This window comes from Paenibacillus sp. 7523-1, assembly GCF_002276415.1.
In the GTDB taxonomy this organism is placed as follows: Bacteria; Bacillota; Bacilli; order Paenibacillales; family Paenibacillaceae; genus Paenibacillus; species Paenibacillus illinoisensis_A.
This window is the reverse complement of sequence record NZ_NPBR01000024.1, coordinates 37,543-63,070: the sequence shown is the minus strand read 5'-3', so window position 1 is coordinate 63,070 and position 25,528 is coordinate 37,543. Positions and strand designations below refer to the sequence as shown.

Annotated in this window: 25 protein-coding genes; 22 read left to right on the top strand and 3 right to left on the bottom strand. The window is 41.5% G+C overall.

All coding sequences use genetic code 11. From position 1 onward, the window contains the following. Positions 1-37: 37 nt before the first annotated feature. On the bottom strand, positions 38-376 hold the full coding sequence (locus tag CHH60_RS23865) for a DUF4870 domain-containing protein (protein ID WP_095361488.1): 339 nt from the start codon (positions 374-376) through the stop codon (positions 38-40). A gap of 243 nt (positions 377-619) precedes the next feature. Continuing rightward, the gene (locus tag CHH60_RS23860) at positions 620-901 is read right to left on the bottom strand and encodes a transposase (protein WP_095361487.1); all 282 of its coding nucleotides are present in this window, start codon (positions 899-901) and stop codon (positions 620-622) included. 397 nt (positions 902-1,298) lie between these two features. On the opposite strand from CHH60_RS23860, the gene CHH60_RS23855 reads away from it, so the two are divergent. The 20 genes from CHH60_RS23855 (at position 1,299) to CHH60_RS23760 (ending at position 21,856) form a co-directional block, all read left to right on the top strand. Then, positions 1,299-1,487, top strand: a complete 189-nt coding sequence (locus CHH60_RS23855; protein WP_017690840.1) for a hypothetical protein — start codon at positions 1,299-1,301, stop codon at positions 1,485-1,487. A 192-nt stretch (positions 1,488-1,679) separates the two neighbouring features. Next, a complete protein-coding gene (gene map, locus CHH60_RS23850) occupies positions 1,680-2,441 on the top strand; it encodes a type I methionyl aminopeptidase (protein ID WP_095361486.1) in 762 nt (253 codons plus the stop codon). Positions 2,442-3,024: 583 nt separating this feature from the next. After that, positions 3,025-4,077, top strand: a complete 1,053-nt coding sequence (gene coxB, locus CHH60_RS23845; protein ID WP_095361485.1) for a cytochrome c oxidase subunit II — start codon at positions 3,025-3,027, stop codon at positions 4,075-4,077. A gap of 71 nt (positions 4,078-4,148) precedes the next feature. After that, entirely contained in the window at positions 4,149-5,999 is a 1,851-nt protein-coding gene (ctaD, locus tag CHH60_RS23840; protein WP_426643393.1) for a cytochrome c oxidase subunit I, read from the top strand. Beyond that, a complete protein-coding gene (locus CHH60_RS23835) occupies positions 5,996-6,622 on the top strand; it encodes a cytochrome (ubi)quinol oxidase subunit III (protein WP_095291892.1) in 627 nt (208 codons plus the stop codon). The genes ctaD and CHH60_RS23835 overlap by 4 nt, the downstream gene beginning before the upstream one ends. 3 nt (positions 6,623-6,625) lie before the next feature. Then, on the top strand, positions 6,626-6,946 hold the full coding sequence (locus CHH60_RS23830) for a cytochrome C oxidase subunit IV family protein (protein WP_095291893.1): 321 nt from the start codon (positions 6,626-6,628) through the stop codon (positions 6,944-6,946). A gap of 107 nt (positions 6,947-7,053) precedes the next feature. Continuing rightward, the gene (gene ctaG, locus CHH60_RS23825; protein WP_095361483.1) at positions 7,054-7,974 is read left to right on the top strand and encodes a cytochrome c oxidase assembly factor CtaG; all 921 of its coding nucleotides are present in this window, start codon (positions 7,054-7,056) and stop codon (positions 7,972-7,974) included. A 36-nt stretch (positions 7,975-8,010) separates the two neighbouring features. Further along, positions 8,011-8,475 carry a DUF420 domain-containing protein gene (locus CHH60_RS23820; RefSeq protein WP_095361482.1) on the top strand — a complete coding sequence of 155 codons (465 nt, stop codon included), beginning with the start codon at positions 8,011-8,013 and terminating at the stop codon, positions 8,473-8,475. A 112-nt stretch (positions 8,476-8,587) separates the two neighbouring features. Next, positions 8,588-8,959 (top strand): hypothetical protein, encoded by a 372-nt coding sequence (locus CHH60_RS23815; protein ID WP_095291899.1) that lies wholly within the window; start codon positions 8,588-8,590, stop codon positions 8,957-8,959. A 349-nt stretch (positions 8,960-9,308) separates the two neighbouring features. Continuing rightward, positions 9,309-10,022, top strand: a complete 714-nt coding sequence (locus tag CHH60_RS23810) for a hypothetical protein (RefSeq protein ID WP_095361481.1) — start codon at positions 9,309-9,311, stop codon at positions 10,020-10,022. An 87-nt stretch (positions 10,023-10,109) separates the two neighbouring features. Continuing rightward, positions 10,110-10,508 (top strand): GntR family transcriptional regulator, encoded by a 399-nt coding sequence (locus CHH60_RS23805; protein ID WP_095361480.1) that lies wholly within the window; start codon positions 10,110-10,112, stop codon positions 10,506-10,508. Positions 10,509-10,514: 6 nt separating this feature from the next. Continuing rightward, complete coding sequence (locus CHH60_RS23800; protein WP_095361479.1) at positions 10,515-11,408, top strand: ATP-binding cassette domain-containing protein; 894 nt, start codon at positions 10,515-10,517, stop codon at positions 11,406-11,408. 20 nt (positions 11,409-11,428) lie between these two features. Further along, positions 11,429-12,331, top strand: coding sequence for an ABC transporter ATP-binding protein (locus CHH60_RS23795; protein WP_095291910.1), 903 nt, complete (start codon positions 11,429-11,431; stop codon positions 12,329-12,331). Further along, entirely contained in the window at positions 12,324-13,622 is a 1,299-nt protein-coding gene (locus CHH60_RS23790; protein ID WP_095361478.1) for an ABC transporter permease, read from the top strand. The genes CHH60_RS23795 and CHH60_RS23790 overlap by 8 nt, the downstream gene beginning before the upstream one ends. 218 nt (positions 13,623-13,840) lie before the next feature. Continuing rightward, positions 13,841-14,023 carry a hypothetical protein gene (locus tag CHH60_RS23785; protein ID WP_095361477.1) on the top strand — a complete coding sequence of 61 codons (183 nt, stop codon included), beginning with the start codon at positions 13,841-13,843 and terminating at the stop codon, positions 14,021-14,023. A gap of 131 nt (positions 14,024-14,154) precedes the next feature. Further along, a complete protein-coding gene (locus tag CHH60_RS23780) occupies positions 14,155-15,375 on the top strand; it encodes a TraB/GumN family protein (protein WP_095361476.1) in 1,221 nt (406 codons plus the stop codon). 471 nt (positions 15,376-15,846) lie between these two features. Further along, a complete protein-coding gene (locus CHH60_RS23775) occupies positions 15,847-17,880 on the top strand; it encodes an ATP-dependent nuclease (RefSeq protein ID WP_095361475.1) in 2,034 nt (677 codons plus the stop codon). Positions 17,881-17,885: 5 nt separating this feature from the next. Continuing rightward, positions 17,886-19,724, top strand: a complete 1,839-nt coding sequence (locus CHH60_RS23770) for a UvrD-helicase domain-containing protein (protein ID WP_255248069.1) — start codon at positions 17,886-17,888, stop codon at positions 19,722-19,724. Between the two features lie 323 nt (positions 19,725-20,047). Next, a complete protein-coding gene (locus tag CHH60_RS23765) occupies positions 20,048-20,677 on the top strand; it encodes a copper amine oxidase N-terminal domain-containing protein (protein ID WP_095361473.1) in 630 nt (209 codons plus the stop codon). A 102-nt stretch (positions 20,678-20,779) separates the two neighbouring features. Then, positions 20,780-21,856, top strand: coding sequence for a DUF3298 and DUF4163 domain-containing protein (locus CHH60_RS23760; RefSeq protein WP_095361472.1), 1,077 nt, complete (start codon positions 20,780-20,782; stop codon positions 21,854-21,856). Positions 21,857-22,143: 287 nt separating this feature from the next. Here CHH60_RS23760 and CHH60_RS23755 read toward each other — a convergent pair whose 3' ends face one another. Then, positions 22,144-22,488, bottom strand: a complete 345-nt coding sequence (locus CHH60_RS23755; RefSeq protein WP_095361471.1) for a helix-turn-helix domain-containing protein — start codon at positions 22,486-22,488, stop codon at positions 22,144-22,146. Between the two features lie 169 nt (positions 22,489-22,657). Here CHH60_RS23755 and CHH60_RS23750 point away from each other — a divergent pair, with 169 nt between their 5' ends. Both CHH60_RS23750 and CHH60_RS23745 read left to right on the top strand, forming a co-directional pair. Then, complete coding sequence (locus CHH60_RS23750) at positions 22,658-23,620, top strand: DGQHR domain-containing protein (RefSeq protein WP_255248068.1); 963 nt, start codon at positions 22,658-22,660, stop codon at positions 23,618-23,620. Between the two features lie 21 nt (positions 23,621-23,641). Continuing rightward, complete coding sequence (locus CHH60_RS23745) at positions 23,642-25,402, top strand: TniQ family protein (RefSeq protein ID WP_369680204.1); 1,761 nt, start codon at positions 23,642-23,644, stop codon at positions 25,400-25,402. Positions 25,403-25,528: the final 126 nt, after the last annotated feature.

Genomic DNA, 25,528 nt, shown 5'->3' with positions numbered 1-25,528 from the left:
ATTCGGATGTTTTTTTGTTTTATTTTAGGAGTGGATGCTACAGATGTCTCATCTGTTTTTCAGCAAAATCCCCTACCCAAGGCAGTTTCAGCCATTTTCCCTGCAAGCTGGTGACGACCATGATAATCCAGACGACGATTCCCAGCAACGATAACAAGGATGCGACCAGAGGTCCGAATAGAGGCAGAAATGCCGACAAAACATGACCGATCATAATAATGCCAAAGACCGTGACGGATTGAAGAGCGTGAAACAGTACAAACCGGCTGCGTTTCTCCACTGCCAGGAAGACGATTCCACCTACAAAGGTAAACAGATAACAGAGCATGCCGGCGATATTCTCATCCAGACCGCTTGAGGATTTCATGGGGGACATCCGGTCCAGCCTCCTTTGTCCTTTTTCTATACATTATGAAGAAGGTGGACAGAACTGAACCGGGTTTAATAACGAATGTTATGAGATAAAGCATAAGATACGGAAACTTATGGACGCCCTAGGAGGAAAAGCGGGTTAGACTGTGCAATCGACTCATATGGAAAACAAGGGCGCACCAGCCATAGTTAATGGCGTGATGTGCCCCGGTCATGTTTGCGAGATATTCAACAGGCTTAAACGAATCTAAAGATCTTTTCGTTGAAAGTTTCTGCGTGGAGAAGTCACTTTGCCGATTTTATCGGTATCGTTCTCTTTGGGTACCAGACGTTCGTCCGTGCGGCCTTCGTGATGATTCTCAAACATGAACTCCGTCAGCTTCCATTCCGATTTGCCCAGAACCGGATCAGCAGGGAAATGTTGACCACGGTGCAGATGTTCCTCGCGACCCGCTTCATTGATGTAAACTCCGTCGACTTCCACCTTTTCATGCGAAAGGGGCAGCATATCCTGTTCTTCGCGGTCCATGAAACAGCGCCTCCTTTGATACCAATAATTTAACTGTATGGGTTGTCCGTGATAATATCCCCCGAATAGTTCCGTGTTATGCTGGATAGAATTAATTCCGTACAGAAGGGACATATTCATAAAATATGATTCGGGATTAAACTTTTTGGGCGTAAAAACCGTTATAAATAATAAGCAAAATCGTCAAGTCGTAACATACTCCCGAATATGCTACAATAAGATTATGATTCAAACTGAATCATATCGGGTATTTATAGTGTCAGGTACTTGCTTTCAGCGAGGTTCCCGACCTAAGCTTGCTTTAAGCCGCGCACACAACTTCATGGATGGCATTTAAGACTTATTCGGCGTTCTCTAAACGGAGCATTCACTTTCAACGTTTTGGGAGGGAATTACAATGGCAACGAAAGGTCACAATGAGGTCAAAGAAAGTTTGAGGGAAATGACTCGGATTTTCCGTCCTAAGGATCCAAAAAAATTCGTGAAGGAGTACGTGAGAAAATACCGGATTACGGGTGGATATGAGGAAGAATTGACTTCTGTGGTCGAGCACGAGCTTGTCAAGATGGATTCTTCCGTGTCCTGAAACACATCATTGAATTATACTGTTCCGATATGAATAGAACCGTCTCCCGGGCGATATGCTCCGGCAGACGGTTTTTTTTGCTGTCCTGGGATTTACTCTTGAAATGAAAGGACATGAAGCATTGCATCACTTTTGGGCTGTGTGGCATTTCTTTTGCATATACATGGAAGTACACATAGGCAGGAAGGATGAATGCATGTGGACCCTATTTTGAAAACGAGAGAAGAGATTGGCTACATGCGGGAAGCAGGCCGGATTCTGCGAAGCTGCCACGAGCATATTGAACAATGGCTTACCCCTGGCATAACCACAGGTGAGATTGACAGACGGGTAGAGGCATTTCTGGCCGAACGAGGGGCCACTCCGGAGCAAAAGGGATATAAAGGCTATCCGTATGCGACTTGTGCTTCAGTGAATGAGGTTGTCTGTCACGGCTTCCCGGATGAACGGGAGTTGGTTGCAGGGGATGTTGTGACCATTGATATGGTGGTAAACAAGGATGGCTGGCTTGCTGACTCGGCATGGACTTACGGAATTGGCGAACAACGCAGATCCATTCGCAAGCTGATGAAACGCACAGAAAGGGCCCTCCACCGGGCTATAGCACAGGCTGTACCAGGAAATACGCTGGGGGATATCGGCAACGCGATTGAACGGACTGCGAGATTGTACCGCTATGGCATTGTTAAGCCGCTCATCGGTCATGGGATTGGTCAGTATATTCATGAACCACCCAACGTACTGCCTTATGGTAAACGCAGGACCGGCATGATGCTTACGGAAGGCATGGTTATTACAATTGAGCCCATATTTACGAGAGGCAGTTCAGGAGCCGTGTTTTGGGATGAAGATGGATGGACTGTCCGAACGGTCGACGGAACATGGGGAGTCCAGTATGAACATACGATTGCGATAACCCGAGATGGACCGCTTATACTAACCGATGGAACGTAAGTCCTTTGACTAGGCTGGTTAGGTTTGTTCAAATGATCGTTTAGGAGTGAAGCCAACATGCAGGGTCAGACGCCAAAGCCAGTTCATCGATGTGAATAGAACAGAGTGTAGGATTTGGCCCTGTAGAAGCTGGAAAAAGGGAAGCTGAGAAAAGCTCTTATTCTTTTGCATAATACTGCATGTTTTTTGCGTGAGAAAAGTCACTGAAAATTCACGATAAATCGCCGAAATATGGCAAATATTTTCAAATTATGAGGTTTACATTTATAACTGAAATCGTTTGCAAACTAAGTTGTGGTGCGGTTTTTATACATAAGTGAACATTTTGTGAACATGTGTCCAAAGATTGACAAAATCATACCCTCAACTTATATTTAATAAGTGATTGAACCATATAGAATGAATTGGAAGAATGCGCAGACATGCCCTTTGAAGGAAATGAAGGGGGTTCTGGAAGCGTTATTTTTGGAAGCGTTCTGTATGACGGACAGGATTATGCGGATCGGGCTGAAGTGACCTTATCAGGCTAAACTTCGAACGATAACGGTAGTCTACGAAAATGTTAAAAAAGTGGGGTAGATCAATGATGAAACAGTGGCAGGTTGCAAAGCGAATTCTCCCCTTGCTGGCGGTGTTCTCTTTGCTGCTATCCGCATGCGGGCGGGAAGACTTGTCGGTAATGAAACCTCAGGGTCCTGTGGCACAAGGCCAATATGATCTGATGAAGCTGTCCATTGCGATTATGATCGTAGTGCTCATCATTGTATTTGCCATTGCTGCGTATGTGCTGATCCGGTTTCGCAGACGTGCCGGGCAGAATGAAGTTCCCGAACAGGTTGAAGGCAATTTCAAGCTGGAAGTGATTTGGACAGCCATTCCGCTTTTGCTGGTTATTGTACTGGCTGTACCGACAGTTCAGACGATCTTTGCCCAAGGCGAAGATTTGTCCAAGGACAAAAATGCAATTCAGGTCAAAGTTACCTCACATCAGTATTGGTGGGAATTCACTTATCCTCAATATGATGTTACCACCTCTCAAGATCTTATCATCCCGACCGGCAAAAAAATCGCATTCGAATTAAAAACCGCAGACGTGCTTCACTCCTTCTGGGTGCCGTCACTTGCGGGTAAAATGGACACAAACCCGGATGGAACAGTGAACAGATTTAGTTTCTCAGCACCTAATGAAGGCGTTTACCGCGGGAAATGTGCGGAGCTATGCGGAAGGTCGCATGCCTTTATGGAATTCAAAGTAAAAGCAGTCAGCCAGGAATCCTTTGACAGATGGGTCAATGAGATGAAGGCACCGGCAGTGCTGCCGGAAGATACACAGCTTGCTGAAAAGTTCAAAACGAACTGCCTGTCTTGCCACGCAGTTGGCGATCAAGGCGGACCAGTTGCCCCGAATCTCACAGGAATCGGCGGCAAGGAAGCTGTCGCAGGTATTTTGCTGAACCAGCGTGAGGGACAGGAAGAAGGCAATCCGGTGCTGGATAACATGAAACAATGGCTCCATGATCCACAATCCGTGAAGCCGGGCAATACGATGCCGAATCCAAAAGATCTTGGCCTTACGGATGAAGAAATCGACGGAATTGCCGAATATCTAGCCAACTACAAATTGGACTATGAATAGAACAGCAAGGACGAAGAAGGGGGTACACTACCTTGGCTCATGCTCATAGCGTCAAGCGGTACAGGGGCTTGATGGATTGGATCACCACCGTCGATCACAAAAAGATTGCTATTCTTTATTTAATTGCAGGTGGATTTTTCTTCGGTATTGGCGGTATTGAAGCCATCTTAATCCGAATTCAGCTGATGAAGCCGATGAATAGTTTTGTGACGGCTCAGGTCTTCAACGAATTGATTACGATGCACGGAACAACGATGATCTTCCTTGGTGTCATGCCAATCATATTTGCCATCATGAATGCTGTCGTTCCTTTGCAGATTGGTGCCCGGGACGTCGCCTTTCCATTTATTAATGCACTAGGATTCTGGACGTTCCTGTTTGGCGGACTGCTGCTGAACCTGAGCTGGATCATGGGCGGGGCGCCTGATGCAGGCTGGACGTCATACACGCCGCTCTCCAGTAGTGAGTACAGCGGAACCCATGGTGTGGACTTCTATACGATTGGTCTACAGATAGCTGGTCTAGGAACACTCATCGGTGGCATTAACTTTCTCGCCACGATCATTACGATGCGAGCACCCGGCATGTCCTATATGCGGATGCCGATGTTTACATGGACAACATTTATTACTTCAGCCATTATCCTTTTTGCATTCCCTGCCATTACGGTAGGACTCGTACTGTTGACGTTTGATCGTATTCTGGGAGCCAACTTCTTCGATGTCGCAAATGGTGGTAACCCTGTACTCTGGCAGCACATTTTCTGGATCTTCGGACATCCGGAAGTGTACATACTCATCTTGCCGGCGTTTGGAATTATCTCGGAAGTTATTCCGACCTTTGCCCGTAAGAGATTGTTTGGTTACAGTTCCATGGTGTTTGCAACCATCCTGATTGCCTTCCTGGGATTCATGGTATGGGCACACCACATGTTTACAACGGGTCTCGGCAATGTGGCCAACGCACTCTTTTCAATCTCAACCATGCTAATTGCCGTACCGACAGGGATCAAAATATTTAACTGGCTCTTTACGATGTGGGGTGGACAGATCCGTTTTACGGCTGCGAACCTGTTTGCTGTAGGATTCGTTCCAACCTTCGTCATGGGTGGTGTCACTGGTGTCATGCTTGCTTCTGCACCAGCTGATTTCCAGTTTCATGATACGTACTTTGTCGTAGCCCACTTCCACTATGTAATCGTTGGTGGTTTGGTTCTTGGATTGTTCTCGGGCCTGCATTACTGGTGGCCGAAGATGTTCGGTCGCATTTTGAGCGAAACACTTGGGAAATGGACATTCTGGACATTCATGATCGGTTTCCAATTAACGTTCTTCGTGCAGCATTTCCTCGGTCTCATGGGGATGCAACGCCGGATCGTTACATACTTGCCGAATCAGGACTTTGACCTGCTTAACCTGGTCAGCTCCGTTGGAGCATTCCTGATGGGTGTAGGTGTGATTATGTTCCTCGTGAACATCGTCATTACAACAAGAAAACCGGTGAATGCGCCAAATGATCCGTGGGAAGATGGCCGTACGTTGGAATGGTCCATCCCGTCTCCGCCGCCGGAATATAACTTCAAGCAGACTCCGCTTGTTCGCGGAATCGATGCATATTGGAAGGAAAAGATGGCAGGACACACGGAGATGACTCCTGCTGAACCGGTAGGTTCGATTCATATGCCATCTGCAACACCGCTGCCGTTTATCATGTCTGTCGGTATTTTCATTGCCGGACTGGGCCTGATGTTCAGCAAAGACGATTTTGGCAATGCTTTTATGAACGGACTCTTCAATAATTATATTGTGGTCATTATCGGCCTTCTGATTACATTCGGAGCGATGGCAATGCGTTCACTTTATGATGACCATGGCTGGCATATCGAGCCCGAGGATCAGGATGAGAAGGGGGTTAGAACATGACAACTTCACATGCCGAACCGGTAAGTGGCCAACTGCCGCATGAACCGGAGAAAGCAACGCTGGAGGGACGCAACAAGCTCATTGGCTTCTGGTTGTTCCTTGGCGGCGAGACGGTATTGTTCGGTACACTCTTCGCAACTTTCCTGGCGCTTCGTGGCCAGACAAATGAAGGGCCATCGGCGAATGAACTGTTCCATCTGCCGCTTGTGGCAGCAGCGACCTTCATACTCCTCGTCAGCAGTCTGACAAGTGTATTTGCGATCCAGGCCATGCATCGGGGTAACCGAAGTGCATTGGCACTTTGGCTCGGAATTACGGTAGTGCTGGGCCTTGGATTCCTTGGTATTGAAATTTATGAGTTCTATGAATATGTGGTGCACAAAGAGTTCGGGATGACCACCAGTGCATTCAGCTCCGCTTTTTACACGCTGGTTGGATTCCATGGAGCCCACGTTGCATTCGGTATTCTGTGGATCGGACTTATTATCGGGCAGCTGTTCAGAAAAGGATTAACGGTCGTAACTGCACCAAAGGTATACGTCTCCGCAATGTACTGGCACTTTATTGACGTGGTCTGGGTGTTTATCTTTACGGTCGTCTACCTGCTCGGAAAGGTGGGTTAACACATGTCGGTACAGGATAAGAGTGATCAACAACCTGTGAAACATCGTCACCGGACAGAAGGACCGCAGAAGCATGTCGTTGTGTTTATATTCTCCATCATCCTGACACTCATAGCGTTTGCAGCCGTTAAGGCAGGGGGCGTCAATACATCCTTTACCATCATTCTATTGGTGGTTATGGCCATTCTTCAGGTGTTTGTCCAGCTGGGATACTGGATGCACATGAAGGATAAAGGCCATCTGATGCCCATCCTGTTTATGGCTTTCGGATTTTTCGTAGCATTCACGTGCATCATCATGGCACTCTATTGGGTTTGGTGGTAAATGAGATGGCGGCGGCGCAGTGCCGCCGTCTTTTCCCCTTTTAGGCGATGGAATGAAAAAGATGGTTTAAGGCTACAACCAAATCAGGTCACCGGGAGGTTTCCCGTATGCTCGGGTTGCAATACTTCAGTTTCAACGATTTATGGAGTCCCTTCATTCTTGCGTTATTTTTGCTCATTGCAGCTGTGTATCTGTTTGTCGTAGGTCCGTTAAGTGAAAGGGTTACTGATGCAGAACCTGCTAACGCTGCACAGAAAATCATGTTTATTACGGGTCTGGCCGTGTTCTATCTTGCCCAGGCTGGACCATTTAATTTGCTGGGGCACGTCATGTTCAGCTTTCACATGGTAAGCATGGCTCTGTCTTATCTGGTTGCTCCACCTTTATTGATGAAAGGGCTGCCCCTCTGGTTGTGGCGAAAGATCATTCAGTGGCTGCCAGCGCGGCAGTTATCCTTTTTAGCTCATCCGATTGTCGCGGCATTACTCTTTAATGGTTTATTTTCGCTGTATCATCTGCCCGTTGTCCATGACTATGTCATGCTGAATTTTACGGTTCACCGACTGTATTACTTGGTTCTCTTTATTACCTCTATGCTCATGTGGTGGACACTTCTTAATCCGCTGCCGGAGGCAAGACAGGCGTCAGGACTGTCGAAGATTGGATTTATCTTTCTTAATATGGTGCTGCTAACACCAGCCTGCGGCCTGATCATTTTTGCGTCCGAGCCATTATATGCAACGTATAGCAATCCTGCCGTATGGGCGGAAGCAATGAGATATTGCGTGTCAGGGGACTCCTCGGCATTATTGCGTACATTCGGAGGTCCGGGTTTCTTTAACTTCCTGTCTTCTGCCAAAGAAGATCAGCAGGTGGGTGGTATTTTGATGAAGTTTATTCAGGAGGGTATCTTCGTATCCATGCTGGCATATGTTTTCTTTCAATGGTACCGCAAGGAAAAACGCGAAGATGATGATGATCCGTATCCTGTAGAACGTTCAGGTGGACCGCTCAATCCTGCGAAATAAGCCTTAGTTATGTTCAGACAAGAGGGGGAACACACGATGGATATGCATTTTTTGCTACCTACGATCAGTACTTCTTTCATTGTGATTAGCGCTGTACTGGTTGGGATCGGGTGGGTGTTAATCGTTCGCGGCAAAAAGGAGGCTCATCAGTCCATGATGATAGCAGGAGCTGTGGCGGCTCTGCTATTCTTTATCATCTACATGTCCCGGACTATATTTGTAGGAAATACCGCTTGGGGCGGTGATCCGGAGATGGAGATCTTCTATCGAATCTTTCTAATCTTTCATATTATTCTCGCCACAGCAGCTGCGGTCTTCGGTATCTCTACCCTAGTGCTGGGCTTTAAGAAGAAATTTGCTACACATCGTCGCTGGGGACGGTTTACATCCATGATCTGGTTCAGCAGCGCACTTACAGGCGTCATCGTATATGTCCTGTTATATCTCCTTTATCCTGGCGGGCATACGCGCCCTGTATGGGAAGTCATCCTCGGGGTGTAGAACAGTAAACAAATTCTTTGAAAATATGAAAATGGATGAATGGATTCGTTCAATCGTCCATACCTTCTCTCTCATCCTTACATAGAATGAGATCGAGAGGGGGAAACAACAAGTGAAAAAAACAGTCCAAGTCAGTCAAACGTATCCACGTCTCACGGTGTATTCAGAAGAGAACTACAGAGGGAGAAGCCGGATTTACCGTGGTAACACGGGTCTGCGCAATCTGGATAACATTCTGGATGGGGTAGAGAGCCTGCGCTTTTTCTCGACAAGTTCCAATGCAACGCTGGTTGTGTTTACGAGACCGAACTTTCAGGGTGGATTCCGCGTCTATCGTGGCAATACCAATCTGAGAGATCTGGATGATCTGATCCGGGGAAATGATGTAGAATCCCTGATCTCCACCAATCAACGGCTGACACTAGCCGAAATTCGTGCCATCCGCAGTAATCGCAGTTTGCCAAGCGGCTACAATTTGGTGTAAAAGTTTGACCTCTTCTGCATACAGGTGCCGGAAAATTGAAAGAGTTGATTCCGTTTTGTGTTCGCACAATATCGGAGTCAGCTCTCTTTTTTTGCCTGCTTTTTGTCTGCAGGCCTTTAGTTCGAAACAGTTGTTAAACGTACATTGTGGTAACTGCCCTAAGCCAGCCTTTCATACTGCATCATTTCAATGTCCAAGGGAATAAATTCCTGCTATATTCCTGATTCAGGAAAAAAAGGGTTGACGGTACGAAGTGGAGGTCTGTATACTGTGTATATTGATATATACAGTAAACACAGTGAACACAGCTTGCATAGTAAAAGTGTGAGATGGAAAGGCAGGCAATGTTATGAATGATTGGAAGCAAGCTTGGTGGCTAACCCGCAGCGAATGGAGCAAGGACCGGTATCAATGGTTATGGTCTGCGATGTTTATGATCTATGTTGGAGCTATGGGTGGTGTCATGTTATATGGACAGAGGGAGGAAAGTGCGCTTAACATCATTTCCGATTCCTACTTCTTGCTTATGATTCCATTTCAGGGATTTATCTTCTCCAGACGCTCTTTCCGCTACATACAGGAAGATTCGTATACACAGATGCTGACCTACTATCGCAGACTTCCCATCTCGGCAGAGACCGTCATGTGGGGACGCATTCAGCAGGCTTTGCTGGCCTTCATCTTTAATGGCATATTCTACTATGGCGCGTTGTATGTCTCGGTGATGCATCTGGAAGGGTTTCGATGGGATCAGTATCTAGCCTTTGCCCTAACGTGCACAGGATACGGGATACTGATTACAGGATTCTATATCTTTGGGGAATTTCTACACACGGGCAAAAAGTATTTGTTAATCAGCATGCTGTTTGTACCCGTAATTGTCCTCATTGCGCTCTTCATTCGAATCATGGGTGGAAACGGATTGCAATATGCCGTAGAAATCAGCAAAACCTGGGGATTGTTATCACCATTTATGTGGGGTTCGCTAATATTGGGATTTGCGGTGTTATGGTTGCTTAGTCGCTTAACACTAAGGAAGTTATCGAAACGGGATTTAAGTTAATGGTAAGTCAAATATAGAACGACATCGAGGATGACCGGCACTATCGTGCAAGTGAACTGAAGTGTACGCGAGGGTGAGGTGCAGGGCTTGAATATACCGATTCAAATTAATGAAAATAGTGCTGAACCTTTATATCACCAAATTGAAAACCAGCTAAGATCTTTAATTATAACGGGTCAATTGGGGGAGGGGACGCATTTGCCATCCATTCGCGAATTTGCAGGTTCGTTGAATTGCAGCGTGATTACTGTTCGCCGGGTTTACCAGGATCTGGAGAATGAAGGCTTGCTTCGAACGAAGCAGGGTACGGGCACGTTTGTAGCCAAGGTTGAGGCAGGAGATCGGGAGAACTACAAATTGACAGCAGCAAGAGAAGCGTTGCAAGCAGCCGTGCAGTCTGGTAAATCCGTTGGATGCAGTGAAGAGGAAATGGCAGGATTGTTTCAAGAGATTTTGCAGTCAATCTACTATCCGAATAAGGGGTGACCAAACATGGAACCAATTGCGGTTCAGCTAAACGGTGTATCCAAAATGCGCAAGCGTAGAATCATTGGCCCTATTGATCTCGTCATTCCCGAGGGATACGTGGTTGCCATATTGGGTCATAACGGTTCGGGCAAAAGCACGCTGCTGAATATGCTTCAGCGGGTAGTACTACCGGATTCCGGTCAGATCATGTGGTTTGGACAGCACCACGAAGGTGAACTTCCTACAGAGCTTAGAGAGCATATTGGTTTTGTTGCAGACGGTGGAGGTTCGGAAGAAGACAATATAACCGCTGTTGAAGCTGCCAGATTCCGGGCACATTGGTATACCCGTTGGGATGCGAAGCTGTTCAACCAGCTAATGGATGATATGGATGTTCCCTATGATGTGAAACTGAAGAAGTTGTCCAAAGGAGAGCGTCGCAAATTCGAAATAGCGGCTGCGCTTGCTGCACGGCCGAGATTGCTCCTGCTGGATGAGCCTTCTTCTGGGCTTGATCCATTTGCCTGGAAGGTCATGGTCGAGCAGTTCCGCAATTTCATGGCGGATGGGGATACCACCATTTTAATAGCAACACATATAGCAGATGAAGTGAAGCGTCTGGCGGATTACATTGTACTGATGCACCGGGGCCAATCACTTGGAATGGCGGAAAAAGATGTCGTGCTCGATCAATGGAGAGAAATCTGGTACGAAGGCGATCTAAGACCGGAAAGTATACCAGGAGCTGTTGAGTCGAAGCAGGAGGCTGGAGCCATACGGGTGATTACGACCCGGGTAGTTGAAGCACAGGAGAGGCTGGAGCTTGCGGGTAACCGCATCATGAAAATCCGAAACCTGGAGCTGGACGAAGTGCTGCAATATTGGATTGCAGGGTACGCTCCGACACTGTGGAGATAAACGAAGGAGGATGATAGATGATGAACAGATTGGAACTAAAGCAGGTAGTCAAGCAATATGCAGATAAGACGGCTGTTAATGGTGTCACGCTTAATGTGGAAGAAGGAGAAATCTATGGATTGCTGGGTGCCAATGGTGCGGGTAAAACAACAACGATGCGCATGGTACTTGGTCTGATTCATCCCGATGGTGGAGAGATTCGATACAATGGCAAGCCGTATAGTACCGAGCTGCAGCAGATCATGGGTTATCTTCCGGAAGAACGCGGATTGTATCCCAAGGTAAAGGTCAGTGACCAGATCAATTATTTGGCCCGCCTTCGCGGCATGAATGGCAAGGATGCAGACAAAAGCCTAAGATACTGGCTGGATCGATTCGAGGTCCCTGAGTATTACGACAAAAAGATCGAGGAGTTATCGAAGGGTAACCAGCAAAAGATGGGCTTTATCGCTGCGGTGGTGCACCGTCCTCAGATTCTTATTCTTGACGAGGCGTTTAGCGGCTTAGATCCAGTAAACGTAGAATTGCTCAAATCCACTGTTAAGGAATTGCGTGATGAAGGAACGGCTATCCTGTTCTCGACACATCGCATGGAGCATGTTGAAGAGCTTTGTCGTCAGATAACAATTCTACATCGCTCCAATACCGTAGTTCAGGGAGAGATCAAGGAGATCAAGAACCGCTATCCGCGTGAACAGGTTTTCCTGAATACCACTGGCAATGTGGATGGTTTGGATCAATTGGCCGGTGTGAATAAGGTGGAGCGGAATGAGCGTGGATATCTTATTCATATTGCGCAGGTTGAGGCTGCCCAGGAGATATTGAAGCATGCAATGAATCAGACGACTGTAGAGCATTTTGAGATCAAAGAACCAACGCTTAACCAAATCTTTATTCGTGAGGTGGGTGAGTCGAATGAATAAAATGGGAACAATCATCGGATTTACGTTCAAAAACAAAGTCAAAACGAAATCATTTGTAGTTACGACCATTGTGCTCGCACTTTTAATTTCAATCGGACTTAATGTACCTTATTTCATTACTCTGTTTAACGGTGGATCAATCGGAGGTGGAGCTGCAGGAGACCATCCTGTAAATATTGGGCTTCTAAGTGCGGGACAGCCGGAAGTATCGGAGAAGCTGGAGAAGTTCTCGTCCGCACAAGGAGATCAGGCGTACCGATTCATTGCTGATGGTACTAAAGATGAAGCTGCGCTGAAAGCAGACGCGGAATCCGGACTTACTAATGGGTATCTGAAATTTGAAACGGTCCAAGGACAGGAGTTCCCACAGCCGATCCTGTATTCAACAGAAGAGGTGTCCCCTCAGATTATTGCTTCTATAGAAGCAGCGCTGCAAAGTGTGAAGCTGGATGTCGTTGTGAAGGACGTACTCACGGCTGAACAAAAGGAATTGATTAATACACCTGTTAAGGTTAGTGAGCAAAGCTTGAGTACTGAAGAAGCAGGAGCTGGGGCAGAGTCAGAGAATGGCATGAGCCCGATTAACTATATTGTGGTATACCTGCTGATCATCCTTCTGTTCACATCTACTATGATGACAGGTAATATGATCGCATCCGAAATCACAGCGGAGAAGAGTTCCCGCATTATGGAGATTTTGATTACCAGCGTGTCTCCACTGAGTCAGATGTTTGGTAAAATCATCGGGATATTTATGGTAGGTATGCTTCAGATCGGTATCTTCGGTGCAGTGGTTGCAGGGAATGTGCTGCTTCCTCACAACCGTGACGTCCTGAGTGATTTCAGTTTGAACCTAAGTGATGTAAACATCGCCGTTATTGTATACGGACTAATCTTCTATATCCTGGGTTACTTCCTATACGCAGTGATGTTTGCTGCAATTGGTTCGATGGTTAGCCGTACAGAAGAACTGGGTCAAGCGGTGCTGCCGATTACGATGCTTTCACTCGTTTCCTTCTATATTGCAATCTTCAGTATCGCAACACCGAACATTCTGCTATTAAAAGTGGCCAGTTTCATACCGTTTACCTCACCTACGGCTATCTTGGTGCGAATCGGGGCAGGGGTTGCTCCAACATGGGAGATCCTAGTGTCTTTGGCCATTCTGGTCGTATCGATCTTTATCTTCGGCTGGCTGGCTGCCAAAATCTATCGCACGGGTGTGTTGATGTATGGTAAGCGCCCAACTTTCAAGGAATTGTTCAAGGCGATGAAAGCTTACAAAATTTAAGTCTCAAGCAGGCTACTACTTGTGCGGTGTCATAAATAGTGAGAATGTTTTCATAATTACTGAGATAGCTTTTGCATAATTACTGAGAAATGTATATTTATGCAATAACATTCAGTTAATTTGATGGAATTCCGTTTTATAAGTTGTTTTGATGATTTAATGGACCTATAGTAGCAAAATTCCTTGAGGTTTTTACTGAATATATGGAGGCGTTGAACATGATTAGAAACATGAGTTCAAAATCATTCATGATGTTAAGTGTAGCCGCAATCATTCTATTGTTAGGATCGATGGGGAATACGGAAGGATCTGCACTAAAAGATGCTTTTCAAGGTGCCCTGATGGGTGCTGGTGCTGTGATTGCTGTAGCTGGTTTATGGCTCGCTGGAAGTAAGAAGTAAATGACGAGGGAGGTGCTGCACTGGATTCGGGGTGGCACCGATCCCCAACTTGATCCTATTCATTTAGGTTGTGTCTTCTTTTATACTAACAGGTTTCAAACTATTATTTTACTTAAAGGAGAGTACATACTATGAAAAACTGGAAACGTATGCTCTTGTCCCTGACGATCTCCGTAGGTTTGCTAGCATCGGCAGTGCCGGCAATGGCTGCTCCGCAACAGACATCCGTAAAAGTGAATGACGAAACGGTTCAATACATGGTGGGCGCACCGATTAACGATAAAGGAACAACCCTTGTGCCGCTGCGCTCCACACTGGACGCCATGGACGTGAAACTGACGACAGCAACAGATGATACGATTAGAGCAGTGGTTAACGGCAAGACGATTACGCTGAAAAGTAAACTTACTCGCATCAATGGCGTAACGTACGCGCCGATCCGTATTGTCGGTGATGCCGCTGGTTATGAGGTTCGTTGGGATGCTGTTACGCGTACAGTATTGCTGGTATCTAAAGGTGGAGAGACAGAAACCGTTCAAACCGGTGGACGCGGCTTCATGTGGGAAGTCGAAAGTAATGGCAACACAGTTTACCTGGTAGGTTCGATGCATATCGCTAATGATAGCTTCTATCCATTGCGCAAGGAGTTTGAGGAAGCTTTTGCCGAGTCGGATTACCTTGGTGTAGAGATCGATATAAGCAAAGCGGCAGATGAAGCGCAACAAAAGATTGTACTGGATCTGGGCACGTACCAGGATGGCACCACCCTGAAAGATCACATTTCCAGCGAGACGTATACTCAGGTAGGAGACATTTTGAAGAAGAATGGATTGGAAGCGAATGCCCTTGATACCTTCAAGCCTTGGGTGGTAGAGAGTACGTTGGCTAGCCTGAAATCTATGAAAGCAGGATATGATGCTTCTGCCGGAGTAGATCTGTACTTCATCCAGAAGGCAATAGAGAGCAAAATTCCGGTCATCGAGTTGGAATCGTATGAATCCCAATTAGGAATGTTCAATAACTTCTCGAAAGAGCTGCAAGAGAAAACGCTTAAAGCGACCTTAGATAATTTCGATGTGTTAAATGACAGCGTGGATCATATGGCCAAAATGTGGATAACGGGTAATGACGAGCAACTGTTGGAGCTGACAAACAGCTTCTCCGATGATGAAGAATACAACAAAGCAATGTTGATCGACCGTAATGTCGGCATGGCTGACAAGATTGATGGTTATTTGAAAAACGGCAAAGGCGAGGAGTATTTCATTGTAGTTGGTGCAGCTCACTACCTGGGGGAACATGGGATTGTGAAGTTGTTAGAAAATAAGGGGTATGCAGTGGCACGTAAATAAATTATTTACTGTCAAGCTGATGGTCCATTGTTTATAAATAAGACAATTTAAAGGTGTATGTCATGAAAGAAAGATCGAGAAGTCAATCTCGATCTTTTTATTTTATAAAAAATAACTTTGTAAGGATAATTTATTTTTTAAAAAAATAGGAACAGTGACTGAACATGTAGGAATTTTATGCTAGCATTGAGATTATAGAGGGCAGCTATTCACAATCAGTTATGCGTTGACTAGAATTTTGAAATTAGGTTTTTTTAATTCATTTGTTTTCTGGAGGGATACTAATATGATTGGTACGTTATCATGGTGTTACAAGTTCAGCAGAAGTCAAGCATGGATGGATTTTGGTTTCACTTAAGGGAATAAAATCGTCTTTGCCAGATAATTTAAGATTCCAGACAGATAAGATATTATAGGTTATCTTTGTTTCACCATGAAGCTAATAAATAGAAGAAAGAAAGGGACTTGAATATGAAATTAACTAAATTAGTATTGAATAATTATCGTAGTTTTGGGCCAAATGATACAACAATCAATATTACTGATCTTACAGCTTTTGTCGGGCATAATAGTTCCGGAAAAACTACAATACTAAGCGCACTTCAAAAGTTGTTCGGGAATTCGAGAATTAATAAATCTGATTTTCATATTCCGTTAGATAAAACCTCAGATGAGATAGTTGAAAGTAATTTTTACATAGAATCTTATTTTGATTTCTTTGATGAAGATAGTGAAGGTGAAGATGAGGATGATTATGGGATAGCTCAGTATTTCGAAAATTTTATAGTAGACCAACCAGGGGGGAATCCATATATTGTTATACGTCTAGATGCAAGTTTTAAAAAAGGAAGTTCACCTGAAGGGATAATAGATTGTAAATATTATTACGTAGTGAATAAAGGAGAAAACGGCCTAAAACCCATTTCTGCAAATGATAGAGACAAAATTCAAGTTTTATATATTCCAGCAGTGAGGAATCCATCCGAACAACTAAAGAATGCTACTGGAACTATACTATGGAGAATTTTAAATCAGATTAATTGGAAAGATTCAGATAAAGAATTGATAAACAATAAAATTGATGAGTTGGATAAACAAGTTGCTGAACAATCTGGAATAAGTCAAGTTAGGAAAGTAGTTTCTTCTCAATGGAGAAATTATCATAGTGATTCTAGATACAATGAGGCCAATATAAAATTCGGCAGTAGTGATTTAGATAGTATTCTTCAAAAGCTAGAAGTAGAATTCACACCTTCACATACGGAAAAATCCTTCAAAGTGAATGACCTAGGGGATGGGTTAAAGTCATTATTTTACTTAACATTAATAGATTCTCTTCTTGAACTAGAAAATGAGGCTATAACAGAAATTAAGAATAAAATAGTTCAAGAAGAGCGAGTTTTAAATATTGATCCGCCAGCTCTAACTCTCATTTTAGTCGAAGAACCAGAAAATCACGTAAGTCCGCATTTACTAGGTAAGGTTATAAAGAATTTGAATAACATACGTAGCAAAAACAACTCGCAAGTGCTTATAACATCACATAGCCCATCAATTATTAAACGTGTAGACCCCACCGAAATCCGTCACTTAAGGATAGAAAATGGTAAAACTATTGTTAACGAGATTTTGCTTCCTAAAAAAATAGATGAGTCATATAAATATGTAAAAGAAGCGATTAAAGCATATCCAGAATTATATTTTGCATCTTTAGTTTTATTAGGAGAGGGCGACAGTGAAGAGATATTAATACCAAAATTTTTAGGTTTGTATATGGAAGAATTAGATGATGTAGATATTTCTGTTGTTCCTTTAGGTGGTCGACATGTGAATCACTTTTGGAAACTTTTAAATCAATTAAATATTCCATACATTACCTTGTTAGATTTAGATAGAGAAAGGGATGGTGGTGGCTGGGGAAGGATTAAATATGCTTTAAAACAACTTCTTGAAAATGGTTCAACCAGAGAGGATTTATTAAAACTCGAAGATGGAAGTGTTCTTTCAGTACATGACTTGGATAATATGCATAATTGGGAGACAAATGACCTTATTGATGGGTGGATTAAAGTACTTGAACTACAAAATGTTTATTTTTCAAATCCTCTAGATGTGGATTTTTTGATGCTTGAAAACTATTTGGATGCTTATTTAGCAACTCTAGAAAAAAATGAGGGGCCACTGATCAAAATAACGGAAGGTGAGAAACAAAAAAGAGTTAATGAGTTAAGTGAAGATGATAAGAAAAGCACAGCTTATCAAGAGCGGGTAAATAGTGACGTAAGAAGAGCTTTAAAGAAGAACGGTGGAGATGGCAAGACGTATACTAAAGAACAAAAGGAACTAATGGTATGGTACGGTTATTTCTTTTTAACAAGAGGTAAGCCCGTGACACATTTGCAAGCAATAAACTATATAGATGAAGATGTTTTACTTGAAAAAATTCCAGAAGTGTTTATTAACATAGCTGAGAAAATCAAGCTATTACTAAATAAAGAGGAATGAACAATATGGCGACATTAATGAGCGAATGGAAACCAAGTGGTGGTTTAACACTAGAGCCGAATGCAATGGAAGCTGTTAGGGATTTAGATAATTCTTTAGTTATTGCAGGGCCAGGAGCTGGAAAGACCGAATTATTAGCTCAAAAGGCGAGTTTTTTGTTAGAGACGAATATGTGTGTAAACCCAAGAAAAATATTAGCGATAAGTTTCAAAAAAGATGCAGCATTAAACTTAAAGGAGAGAGTGAAAAAAAGGCTGCCTAAGGACTTAGGATCTAGATTCATATCTCAAACATTCGATTCATTTGCAAAAAGTATTTTAGATAGATTTTTATATTCGTTACCTGAGGAATTTAGGCCTGATCCCAACTATAAAATAGCTGGAAATGATAATGAATTTGTGAGGGCATTCTCGAAATTAGGACTAAACTTAAGTAACGCTAATGATAGAAAGAGACACATTAACTATTTAACTAAAAAAAGATTGGAGAATGTAACAGGGGTTTTTAAAAGCGTTTGGCATAAATTGCTTAAAGGAGATAGCGAAATTCAACCAACCTTGAGTTTTGGGATGATTTCTATTTTAGCCATATATATTTTAGAAACTAATCCATTAATCTTAAATTCTCTAAGGAAAACCTATTCCCATGTGTTTTTAGATGAATTTCAGGATACCACAGGCGTGCAATATGCTTTAGTGAAGGTATGTTTTTATAACTCCGATGTTTCTCTCACAGCCGTTGGAGATAACAGACAAAGAATTATGTTATGGGCAGGAGCAAAAGTTGATGTATTTGATGCTTATAAGAAGGATTTTAATTCGATTAAATATACATTACTAATGAACCATAGATCAGCTCCAAGACTACTTGAAATACAAAAGATAGTTAATAATTATTTACAAGAGGTGCCGTTCTCGCCTCTTGCAAATCCAAAATGGAATGAGGATGAGGGAGTTGCGGAAATATGGTATTTTAAAAACTCTGTAATCGAAGCAGAGCATATTGCCCATAAAATAATTGAATTAGTTAATGATCAGCAAATACCGTTTAGAGATATATGTATTATAGTAAAACAAAGTGTTAATCAATTTAGTAAGGAAGTTATTAAAATTTTAGGAAAATCAAGTATACAAGCTAGAAATGAGGCGGAATTTCAAGATTTACTGAAAGAAGATATAGTGATGCTCATTATCTTTACTTTTAAATCTGCTCTTGATAACAGGGATAGTGACGCTTGGTCATTTATTTGGGAGGCAAAGATCTTTTTTGAGGGTAAGTCTGGTACAGTAAATCAAGTTAATGAAATCAGAAAAAGCGTTAGGAAAAAGTTGATTAATATAAAGAAAGAATTACAAAAGGTTACTCTTAAAGATGAATTAGGTTTATTGATTTCAGATATTATGAATTTTTACGAGATTGACAAAATAAAGAGACATTTTCCTCAATACTCACAAGGAGAGCATTTAAATAATTCACTTCAGAACTTTACTGATTATTTATATGAATATCTCCAGCAAAATAATGGTGATTGGATGGGTGCTATACATTCCTTTCAAGGTGCTGACTCAATTCCAATAATGACAATTCATAAAAGTAAGGGACTTGAGTTCGATGCAGTGTTTTTTGTAGGTTTTGATGATAATTCTTTTTGGAGTTTTGCTAATCAAGAGGATGAAGATAAATGTACATTTTTTGTAGGTTTGTCGCGTTCAAAAAGACATTTATATTTTACATTTTCAGAAAATCGTTTTGGAAGAAGGCGTACCAACTCTAATATTTCAATCTTATATAAAATGCTAAGAGAGTCTGGTGTAGTTGAGGAGAAATATCTAGATACCGATTGATTTATATACTTTAATGACTTAGATACGATCAAGTATTGGAATTATCTCTCATGCTAAGAGAAGTTTGCAATTTTGAAATTTAACATGAAACGATAATTTGAATTTAAGGGAATGCGATTGTATAGCTAATCAAGTAACCGCCACCTTTTACAATTGTCAATACTAAAATTGTTATAGGTTACATAGTTGACCATATTATTCTTTCAAAATCCGTTAGGTTCTGACGGGTTTTTCTTTTATAGTTTCTTAATTTAATTTGGATGTTTAATTAACAGAAACCTTATGATAGTATAAGGTAAATAGTTCCTTAGGAGGATGTTATAGTGAAGAAAAAGACGGTTTTCACTACTTTGGTCTCAGTGTCTCTTCTGTTAAATGCAACAACTGCTTTGGCTCACCCAGGTAGAACAGATGCAAATGGTGGCCACACTTGCTGGACTAATTGTGCAAAGTGGGGATTGGAGTATGGCGAGTATCACTACCATAATGGAGGGGGTTCTTCATCAAGTTCTACCAAATCTTCGAGTAGTTCTTCGTCCAATAGCTCGAGTTCTTCATCCACTACAAAAACTACAAAACCTAAAGAGTCAAAATCAAAATATACACAATCGAATTTAAAAGTGTATATCAATGATAAGAAAGTGGATTTTTCGAATAAGCCTTTACAATATGAGGAGAGTAATCTAGTTCCTTTACGTGATATTGCAGGAGCATTGAAAGCGACGTTTGCTTACTACCCTGAAAGTGGGACGATTGGCATTACAAAAGATAAACACAAGGTTACGCTAACATTAGGAAGCAAAAAAGCATTTTATAATGGAGATAGTAGCACATTAAGCGTAGCTCCAAAAGTCATTAACGGCATTACATACATCCCAGTACAGTCCATAAAAGGCCTCGGTGCAACTATGAAATTTGACTCAAGTAATAACATACTGGACATCCAGATCTAAGACAGTGGTGGGTAGATATAGAGAATGACTCTTTTCTGCATTTGTTGAGTAAGAAAAACATAAATTTATATAACAATTCAAATTATTGAGGAGATCAAAGGAATGAAAGGTAAGTCGATTGTGAGTATTGTTTTAGTTTTTTTGTTTGTTTTGCTTATACCCAATCCTAGTATTAATGCAGCTAGTTCAGCTTCAATAAAAACAAAAGTCTACACATACAAGGGTCAACAATATGTTCAAATCATTGGGGGGGATAAAAAGATATCTGAAAAAATAAATAAAACCTTGAAGCTTCATGCTGTAGCAGCAGCTAAAAGTAATGCTGAAGTAAAGAAAATACAAAAACATTACTACCTGAATTCAACCGCCAAGACAAAATATACATCGCCAGAAAAGTTATCAGTGGTATATGAAAACTCGCTGTATAGTGGCGGGGCCCATAGTAATGAAATAGCAACAACGTATAACTTTGATCTAAAGACTGGGAAACAACTATTTCTAAATAATATCGCCGAAAACGATCAACAAAAATACAATCTATTCGATAGCATTGAAGCCAGCTTAAAAGTGAATAAAAAAGCCTTTCCGGATGTTCTACAGAACTTTCCATTGATGAATAAATCCAGTTTTTATTTCTATAATGATGGAGTTGTAGTGGTGTTTAACCCTTACGAAGTAGGACCTTATGCCGCTGGCTTCATAGAAGTCAAGGTGCCCTTTAAAAAAATCAATCATGCCTCCGATGAACCTATTTTCAAGTTGAATAAGGCTACTCTCGAAACACTGAGCCAAGGAATAATACCAGGATTCAATGGTGTGCGATTTGGACAAACCAAGGCAGAGGTTACTCGGATTTTGAATAGTAATACAAAAGAGTCGTACTACGAGAGTGGTGGGCTGTTTTGGATTTTGAAAGATCTAAGCTATGCATCATTTAATTTTGATGATGATAGTAATTTAGACCAACTCAGAGATATATACCTTGGGGCAAAAGCCTTTCCTATGAAAACCTTCAAGGATGTTGAACAGATCTTAGGCAAAACAAAACGATATGAAAGCTCGAATTATGAAGGGGATACCTTGATTTCCTATAAAGTTGGGGGTGTTTTTATTGAATTCACCTCAGATTCATATGATGATACCGAAACCATTAATGGGATTATGATATCAAAACGATAGATTCAATCGATAAATATTCCATATTTGTGTAAGATATATGTATAAGCGGAAGCACCGCTTTAAAAGATCGAGATGTGAATCTCGGTCTTTTTTTGTTCAATATGTAAATTGAGGGTTTACCACGAGAAGAGCAAAGGATGTAGGCCGTTCTCACAAATTAACCGTTACTGTCTTCACGGGATGTTTAAAGTTAATGTTTTTGCTAAGTGTATTCAATTAAATGAGATGCACCCTCCTACACTCAAAACTTGAGACAGGAGGGTGCATTTCTGTTGATATACCTTAAACTAGATATCTCTCAGTACAAGAGCATCTTTAATTATTCGATGTATTGCTTCAAGTTCTCTAGCTGATAGAGATAGGAGCGTTATATCGATTTTATCCATGATTTCGTTCTTCGTATTATCCAGTAAAACATTTTTTTCATCTTCTATAAGTTGTGAAGGTTTAACTCTTAGAGCATCTGCGATTTTAGCTAGAGTTTCTATTGTGATGTTAACCTCTCCACGTTCAATTCTGCCCAGGTATGTCTGAGCAATCTGTAACTGTTCCCCTAATTCCTCTTGGGTCAATTTCCTTGCTTTTCGATAAAGTCGAATCTTCTTACCCACTTGGAGATAAATGTTGGACATCAATGCCACCTCTATTTTAGAGTAGGCAACTTTCCCATTGGATTGAAGATTGTTTAACTATATAATCCCAATTGAAAATAGAATATATATATTCTAAAATGGAAGTGATATTTAAATCCTAAGGAGAATCTCAATGACATCCATGACCCAACAACATGTAATCGAGAACGTGCTGCAATATAAAATGCGAGGGAAAGTTTCCTATCTTGGAAATTTCACTGCCACATCGGTATTACAACTAACCTATGTAAAGCCCTATGACCACCCATCTGGAAAAGGGTATCAACGACCTGTGGATAGCAAGCGGTGTAATGACTTTGCTTTGTATCTCTCGAAAGGAGAGGATGCACTCTTTGCACCAATTATGTTGAATGCTGAATCTCATTGGGAATTCGTTGCTTATGACAAATCAAGACCGAACTTAGGCCGATTGCTATGTAGAGGAAAAGCATCATTAATGGATGGCCAACACCGGGTAGGAGGTATCAAAAGGTACACGCAGGATACAAACTCGGAAATCAATGTGCCGTTCCTGGCTTTTCATTATCTGGATGAAGATGAAGAGATTCATTTGTTTGACACGATCAATACAAAGGCTAAGGGAATTGGAACATCACTTAGTAAGTACCTTCATCGTAATACGGATGAACATAGCTGGATTGCCACGCAACTGATTACTAGAGGAGATAGTGCATTCCATTTTATTGGGACATTAACCGGGAAACGCAGCTCTGATCGTCATGTTACCCTTCAGAATTTGTATAAGGTTATTGAGCTGCTTACAAAGTCAGAGGCCGTTAACAACTTGAATAAAGAAACAAAACTAACGCTAGGTTTGGTTTACTTTAATGCAATTAAGGAACAGTTCAATACGGAATGGCTTAGCTATAAAGAATACCGTTTAACGCATATCGTTTGTCTCAATGCCTTGGCTATTGCTGGGGCAGAGATTCTGAATGAAGCCATAAGCCGATCAAAGGGAAAGATGGATTACTCTTTCATCGAGAAGAGTGTCAAAAAGATGAGGAATACAGAATGGTCTGCAGAAGGACCATTAAAGTATTTGAAAGGAATTAGTGGATCCAGAATGCTTGCTCAAGATTTGATTTCGGAGGTTATTCCTACAAAATGAATTTAGACTGGGGGAATATGGTTGTATCTAATACGCTTGAGTCCCTACCCAAACGAGTCGTTGTTGAGTTATCTGAATCGAACTGCTGCAGCCAATAAAACCTCATTAATTGAACTACTGAAAGAAGTGAAAAATAAAGATTATAATTTACGAACTGATCGAATTTATCTCGTTGACATCTATCCAGAATCTGTATTAAATCTGGACTTGCTTACAAAACGTACACAATTGCAAGCAGAGGGAATTCTTCAGATGACGTTTTACTATGCACACTATAAATTTAGTCATAGTGAAAAGAATTCGGATTCTAGATTAATGAAGGGTTTAATTCGTCATCAAGCATATTATTGTCCCCAATGTCTTTTTAATAATAATTACATTCGTCTTTATTGGAAGTTAAGTGACATAGATATATGTTTAGAACATCGATGTTATCTAGTTTCAGCTTGTCAGAATTGCAACAACCGAAATAGTTTTCAAGATCTTGGTTATAAAAATTGTTGTTCTCATTGCAATGTGTTTTTGGGGGATCCATCATATAAAAAGGTAGAAGATGAAGATCATATTGCTAGCCAACAGTGGTTATACAACCAATGGAGTATATTACTGAGCGCCAATTCGATTCGTTATACACCACAAGAAGTGGCTCAGAAAATAGCCTTTTTGATCTACGATAGGAAGCCTAGTAGTATATTGCGCGAATCTTGTGAGAATTTAGGCGTAGACTATCAGGGCCTTATGCAGTCCGCACGTAATACTCAGGGTATAAGACGAAGTACTCATTTATCTATCTTATTGAGTTTTATGATTAAGTTGGACGTTGATCTGGAAGTATTATTAACTACTAAACCTACAGAACAATTTTTAAATCAATATGTTACAAATGAATTTACCGATTATATTGAGGCTGTATGTATTGCTCCGTGGTGTTCTTCCTATCAACTAAAAGATCATTTAGTAGAAACAGGCACTAATTACAAAAAACTTAAAGATGGGGGAGTCCGGAAGAAGTACTTATTTTGTTCTCAGTGTGGCTGCACTTATTTTTTCAATTCAGCTGGAAGACAAATAGAAAGAGATGGATTTTTGCAGGGATTCTATGATTTTGAAGTGAGGAAACTCTGCCCAAATACCCATACTGATATATTAATTCCAAAAGCAAAGGAAATAAAAGCTTACTTCCAATCAAGACTTCCCTCGCAGAACAAAGCATCAATTGATATAAACTTGTTAAATAGATTTGTTTATGCGATTCAAAGTAATATTGGTTTAAATCAAATAAAGAAATGGAATTGTTGGGTATCAGAAGATCAATATCTAATGTATAGATATCATGTAGAAGTGCTAAGAAGTCAGCAATTTAAGAAAAGGAATAGTAAGAAGCGTATAGACTATAATGCTAAGTTAATTGAACTAAACAAATGTATTGAAGAACAGTTACCCAAGAATGAAATTATTACTTTAAGTTTCCTCGCAAATAAAATAGGTATGTCTACTGGAACTCTTAGGTTATGGGAACAGGGGTATAATATATATTTGAATGCAAAAATGCAACAAAACGTAGAGGTTCTAGAGCAACGCAAAGTGCATTTCAAAACACAGATAAATGAATTTCTGTTGTCACAAAAAGGACGCAATCTCAAGTCAAAGGATGTTTATGAATATCTTCGCGTGAGTCATTCCTATATGTTAAGTGTATATCCGGAAGTTACAGAACACGTATCGCAAAGCATTAAGAAGTATAGAAATGGTAATAAACAAAAAAAGCAGCCAAGTTCATAAACTTGGCTGCTTTTTTTGTTTAGCATCAAGATAAATGGAAATAATAGATTTTAACTAGATTGTTGAGAGGGGGTTAAAAAAGGTATATGTAACCTTGTATGAAATTCCTGGGTATTTAACGAATGA

Bases quoted from the DNA above. Each gene is read 5' to 3' on its own strand.
- CHH60_RS23865 (WP_095361488.1), bottom strand. From the start codon at position 376: ATGTCCCCCATGAAATCCTCAAGCGGTCTGGATGAGAATATCGCCGGC.
- CHH60_RS23860 (WP_095361487.1), bottom strand. From the start codon at position 901: ATGGACCGCGAAGAACAGGATATGCTGCCCCTTTCGCATGAAAAGGTG.
- CHH60_RS23855 (WP_017690840.1), top strand. From the start codon at position 1,299: ATGGCAACGAAAGGTCACAATGAGGTCAAAGAAAGTTTGAGGGAAATG.
- map (WP_095361486.1), top strand. From the start codon at position 1,680: ATGCATGTGGACCCTATTTTGAAAACGAGAGAAGAGATTGGCTACATG.
- coxB (WP_095361485.1), top strand. From the start codon at position 3,025: ATGATGAAACAGTGGCAGGTTGCAAAGCGAATTCTCCCCTTGCTGGCG.
- ctaD (WP_426643393.1), top strand. From the start codon at position 4,149: ATGGATTGGATCACCACCGTCGATCACAAAAAGATTGCTATTCTTTAT.
- CHH60_RS23835 (WP_095291892.1), top strand. From the start codon at position 5,996: ATGACAACTTCACATGCCGAACCGGTAAGTGGCCAACTGCCGCATGAA.
- CHH60_RS23830 (WP_095291893.1), top strand. From the start codon at position 6,626: ATGTCGGTACAGGATAAGAGTGATCAACAACCTGTGAAACATCGTCAC.
- ctaG (WP_095361483.1), top strand. From the start codon at position 7,054: ATGCTCGGGTTGCAATACTTCAGTTTCAACGATTTATGGAGTCCCTTC.
- CHH60_RS23820 (WP_095361482.1), top strand. From the start codon at position 8,011: ATGGATATGCATTTTTTGCTACCTACGATCAGTACTTCTTTCATTGTG.
- CHH60_RS23810 (WP_095361481.1), top strand. From the start codon at position 9,309: ATGAATGATTGGAAGCAAGCTTGGTGGCTAACCCGCAGCGAATGGAGC.
- CHH60_RS23800 (WP_095361479.1), top strand. From the start codon at position 10,515: ATGGAACCAATTGCGGTTCAGCTAAACGGTGTATCCAAAATGCGCAAG.
- CHH60_RS23795 (WP_095291910.1), top strand. From the start codon at position 11,429: ATGAACAGATTGGAACTAAAGCAGGTAGTCAAGCAATATGCAGATAAG.
- CHH60_RS23790 (WP_095361478.1), top strand. From the start codon at position 12,324: ATGAATAAAATGGGAACAATCATCGGATTTACGTTCAAAAACAAAGTC.
- CHH60_RS23785 (WP_095361477.1), top strand. From the start codon at position 13,841: ATGATTAGAAACATGAGTTCAAAATCATTCATGATGTTAAGTGTAGCC.
- CHH60_RS23780 (WP_095361476.1), top strand. From the start codon at position 14,155: ATGAAAAACTGGAAACGTATGCTCTTGTCCCTGACGATCTCCGTAGGT.
- CHH60_RS23775 (WP_095361475.1), top strand. From the start codon at position 15,847: ATGAAATTAACTAAATTAGTATTGAATAATTATCGTAGTTTTGGGCCA.
- CHH60_RS23770 (WP_255248069.1), top strand. From the start codon at position 17,886: ATGGCGACATTAATGAGCGAATGGAAACCAAGTGGTGGTTTAACACTA.
- CHH60_RS23760 (WP_095361472.1), top strand. From the start codon at position 20,780: ATGAAAGGTAAGTCGATTGTGAGTATTGTTTTAGTTTTTTTGTTTGTT.
- CHH60_RS23755 (WP_095361471.1), bottom strand. From the start codon at position 22,488: ATGTCCAACATTTATCTCCAAGTGGGTAAGAAGATTCGACTTTATCGA.